The sequence below is a fragment of the Streptomyces sp. NPDC046915 genome (assembly GCF_040644935.1).
Classification (GTDB): Bacteria; Actinomycetota; Actinomycetes; order Streptomycetales; family Streptomycetaceae; genus Streptomyces.
On the sequence record NZ_JBEYXB010000061.1, the window covers coordinates 1 to 4,407 of the forward strand.

A 4,407-nucleotide genomic window follows, 5' to 3' on the forward strand; every position below is an offset into this window, starting at 1 on the left:
CGCAGCGCCCTTGAGGCGGGACGCGGAAGCACGACAATCAGGAGAAGCGAGCGGCCCCCACGGGCACTTCACGACAGGCGTCCACATCGCCCACCCCAAGGCCCCCGCCCGACCCCGCCACCCGCTTCACGCGAGGCCATTACGGCCGAGACCCTGGCGTGGAGCGCGCGATGCGGAATCCCACGTCGTCCATCCGGAAGGTCGGGTGGCTGCGCCGCCGTACCGAGGCCCGGCAACTCCAGTGCTCGTCGGCCCATCCACCACCGCGGAGCACCCGGTAGGTGCCGTATATCTCGGCGTCGTAGACGTCCCAGCACCAGTCCCACACATTGCCCAGCATGTCGTACAGGCCCCATGCGTTGGGCTGCTTGCCGCCGACGGAGTGGATGCGACCATCGGAATTGCCCTGGTGCCAGGCGACATCGTCGAGTCGGCTGTACCGCGGGCCAGTGGTGCCCGCACGGCAGGCGTGCTCCCATTCAGCCTCGGTCGGCAACCGGTAGCCGTCCGCGGAGGTGTCCCATTCGGCGGCCGTCTCGGCGTCGACGCGCACGTGATACGCGGGCGTCAGTCCTTCGCGTCGGGACAAGACGTTGCGGACTGGACCGCGTCTCACCACGAAACGCCCTCGACCGGCAGCCGCTCGCCTTGGGCGCTGCTCGGCCGTCGGCCTGTGACTCGCGCGTACAAGGACTGTGTGACCGGGAACGCCGACATCTGAAACGGCGCGACCTCGACCTGCCAACTGGTCCGCGTCCGCCGGTCCGACAGGAGGCCGCCGTGCCCCGGGAGCTCACCGTCGCGCTGGACGGGGAGCCCTCGGGCCAGGGCGGCCTTCGAGGTGGGGCAGGACCGGCCGTTACGTGGTCGTCCGGCTCAGGCGTTCTTGATCGCCGAGATGTCGAAGTTCAGCTTGATCTTGTCGGAGACGAGGACGCCGCCGGTCTCCAGCGCCGCGTTCCAGGTCAGGCCCCACTCGGAGCGCAGGATCTCGGCCTTGCCCTCGAAGCCGACGCGCTCGTTGCCGAAGGGGTCCTTCGCGGCGCCGTTGAACTCGAGGTCGATGCTGAGGGGCTTGGTGACGCCCAGGATGGAGAGGTCGCCGGTGATGCGGTAGTCGTCGCCGCCGAGGGACTCCGCCTTGGTGGAGCGGAACGTCATCGTCGGGAACTCGTCCGTCTTGAAGAAGTCCGACGACTTCAGGTGGCCGTCGCGGTCGGCGTTGCCCGTGTCGATGCTCTCCATCTTGACGTCGAGGGAGGCGGTGGACTTCGACGGGTCCGAGCCGTCCAGGTGCAGCGTGCCGCTGAAGTCGAGGAAGCTGCCCTTGACGTTGGTGACCATGGCGTGGCGGGCCACGAAGCCGATCGTGGTGTGGGCCGGGTCGATCGTGTACTCGCCGGTCAGCGCGGCGAGGTCGGGGTTCACCGCGGCCGGGGTGGCGGCCGGGGTGGCGGTCTCGGCGGTGTCCTTGCGGCCGAAGATGCCCATGACGTGCTCCTTTGGGGACGGACTTGCTGATGTTGAATGTTCAACGAGGTCAACACGGACGACGGTAGACCCATTCCGTTCAATGTTCAACATCATCGGGGGGCGTGTTGACGTAATTACCGTGTGCCACATGGTTACCCGGGGAAAGGTGCGGTGGTAGACGGCATGGGCATGACTTCCACACGTCGCGCCTTCCTCTCCGCCGCCCTCGCCGCGACGGCCCTCGCCACGACGGCCCTCGTCTCGGCTCCAGGAACGGCCCGCGCCGTGGGCGATCCGGGTGATCCGGGCGACCCCTACGAAACCCTCCGCCGCCGCTGGCTCGGCATCGCCCTGGGCGCGGGGTACGAGCCCACCGCCCAGCCCTACGCCGACCGCCTCGCCCGGACCGGTGAACTCGCCCGCGCCTTACGGGCGTCCATGGCCCCGGCCCCCACCTCCCTCTGGCCGGAGTACCCCTTCGACCCGCCCGCAGGCATCACCCAGAGCTACAGCCGCCTGTGGACGATGGCCCAGGCCTACGTCCAGGACGGCACGGGGTCCACCGGCGACGAGAGCCTCCTCGCGGACGTGCTGCGCGGCCTCGACCATCTCTCCGCCACCGTCTACAACCCCGCCACCACCCGCTACGGCAACTGGTGGGAGTGGCAGATCGGCAGCCCCCGCCTCCTCCTGGACATCACGGCCGCCCTGTACGACCGCCTCGGCACCGCCCGTACCGCAGCCGCCTGCGCCGCCGTCGACCACTTCATCCCCGACACGATGCTCACCGACTACTCCGGCACCTCCACCGGCGCCAACCGCGTCGACCTGTGCCGCAGCGTCGCCCTGCGCGGCATCCTCGGGCGGGCCGGCGACCGGATCGCGCTCGCCCGGGACGCGCTCGCGCCGGTCTTCCCGTACGTCACGACGGGCGACGGGCTGTATGCCGACGGCTCGTTCGTCCAGCACACCTGGGTCGCGTACTCGGGGACGTACGGGCAGGTCATGCTCGACGGGCTCGGACGGCTGCTCACGCTGCTCGCCGGGTCGCGGTGGGCGGTCACCGATCCGCAGCGGCAGAACGTCCTCGACAGCGTCGAGCAAGCCTACGCGCCCCTCATTAACGACGGGTTGGTGATGGACTGCGTCAACGGGCGTGCCATCAGCCGGGGTTACCTGAAGAGCGACGACCTGCACGTCATGCGCAGCGACCACTACCACGGGCAGCTGCTCATCGCCTCCCTGGCGCTGCTGGCGGGCGCCGCGAGCGAGGAGGAGCGGGAGCGGTGGTACGGCCGTATCAAGGGGTGGATCGAACGGGACACCGTCACTCCGCTTCTGACGGCTCCTCAGTTCGACGTCGGCGACCTGGCCCGGCTGCACGCCGTCGCCGCGTCGCCCGTGGCCGCCGCGGCCGAGACCACCGGTCACCGTCTCTTCGCCGCCATGGACCGAGCCGTGCACCGGCGGCCCGGCTTCGTCGCGGCCCTCTCCATGTCCAGCGACCGCATCGCCTCCTACGAGTGCGGCAACGGTGAGAACCCGCGCGGCTGGCACACGGGCGCCGGGATGCTCTACTGGTGGGCCGCGGGGCGCGGTGACCGGCCCCCACACGCCGATCAGTACACCGACTGGTTCTGGCCCACGGTGAACTGGTACCGGCTGCCCGGCACCACCGTCTCCACCAAGTCCCTCGCCGACCGGGCCGGCGGCGAATGGGGCGCGCCCAAACCGGAGGTGCGCTGGGTCGGCGGCACGACGGACGGCGAGTACGCGGCGATCGGCCAGCATGTGAAGGGCCTCGACTCCACGCTCCAGGCCCGCAAGTCCTGGTACTTCACCGAGGACGCGGTGATCTGCCTCGGTGCCGGGATCACCTGCGCCGACGGCGTCCCGGTCGAGACGGTCGTGGACAACCGGAATCTGGGGGAGGGCGGCACGCAGGCCTTCGTGCGCGGGCCGGGATGGGCGCACCTGGAGGGCCACGGCGGCTGGGTCCTGCCGTACGGCGACCACGGCCCGCGCACCCTGCACACCCTGCGCGAGGACCGCACCGGCGCCTGGTCCGACATCAACACCACCAGTACGACGGAGCGGCGCACGCGGCGCTGGCAGACCCTCTGGCTGGACCACGGCATCGATCCGACGGACGCCACCTACGTCTACCTCCTCCTCCCCGGCGCCTCGCGCCACCAGGTCGCCGCCCGCGCCGCCGACCGCCACTGGCTGTCGGTGCTCGCCAACGACGCCCGTCGGCAGGCGGTCGCCGTGCCCTCCCTCGGGCTGATCGCCGCCAACTTCTGGCAGGCCGCCGCTGCCGGGCCGCTGACCGCCTCCGCGGGGGCGAGCGTGCTGGTCCGGCGCCGGGGGCGGACGGCTAGGCTCTGTGTCGCCGAGCCGCCGCGCACCGGCGAGCCGCTGGAGATCGTCTGGGACCATCCGGTGCGGGCGGTGCTGCGGGCGGACGAATCCGTCGAGGTCCTTTCGGCGGGCCGCCGTTTGAGGGTCCGTGTCACTCCAGGGATGGCATGCGCCACGCACGAATGTGAGGTGGCTCTGCGGTGACGGCTTTGTGGCGAACCTACAACGGTCACGCCCCCTGAGCAGTCGGAACGACTGCATCCCGTGGTGGTTCTGTTCAGTGGTACCAGTAAAACGGGCCGGAGACTGTACGGAGTCGACGGCTCGCTTTCCTTGGTGTCCTTCGTAAGGTCACTACATGACCGTTTTGGAAGAGACGACGGGTGAGCCGACGGACGTGCCGAGCACCGAGCCGACGGACGCGCGCGGGCGGGTCGCCGAGCTGCACGAGATTCGTGCCCAGGCTGTGGCGGGCCCCAGCGAGAAGGCGACTCAGGCGCAGCACGCCAAGGGCAAGCTGACGGCCCGGGAGCGCATCGAGCTGCTGCTGGACCCGGGTTCTTTCCAGGAGGT

General features: G+C 70.3%; 3 protein-coding genes and 1 pseudogene. 2 read left to right on the plus strand and 2 right to left on the minus strand.

Annotated features, from left to right (window positions below):
* Positions 1-139 precede the first annotated feature (139 nt).
* Together ABZ915_RS48675 and ABZ915_RS48680 are read right to left on the minus strand one after the other, a co-directional pair.
* A pseudogene (locus ABZ915_RS48675) lies at positions 140-717 on the minus strand (SUMF1/EgtB/PvdO family nonheme iron enzyme).
* Positions 718-876: 159 nt separating this feature from the next.
* Positions 877-1,491 carry a YceI family protein gene (locus tag ABZ915_RS48680; RefSeq protein WP_361817912.1) on the minus strand — a complete coding sequence of 205 codons (615 nt, stop codon included), beginning with the start codon at positions 1,489-1,491 and terminating at the stop codon, positions 877-879.
* 171 nt (positions 1,492-1,662) lie between these two features.
* On the opposite strand from ABZ915_RS48680, the gene ABZ915_RS48685 reads away from it, so the two are divergent.
* Entirely contained in the window at positions 1,663-4,038 is a 2,376-nt protein-coding gene (locus tag ABZ915_RS48685) for a polysaccharide lyase 8 family protein (protein ID WP_361817915.1), read from the plus strand.
* A gap of 154 nt (positions 4,039-4,192) precedes the next feature.
* A partial coding sequence (locus tag ABZ915_RS48690; protein ID WP_361817918.1) for a carboxyl transferase domain-containing protein occupies positions 4,193-4,407 on the plus strand: 215 nt, incomplete at its 3' end.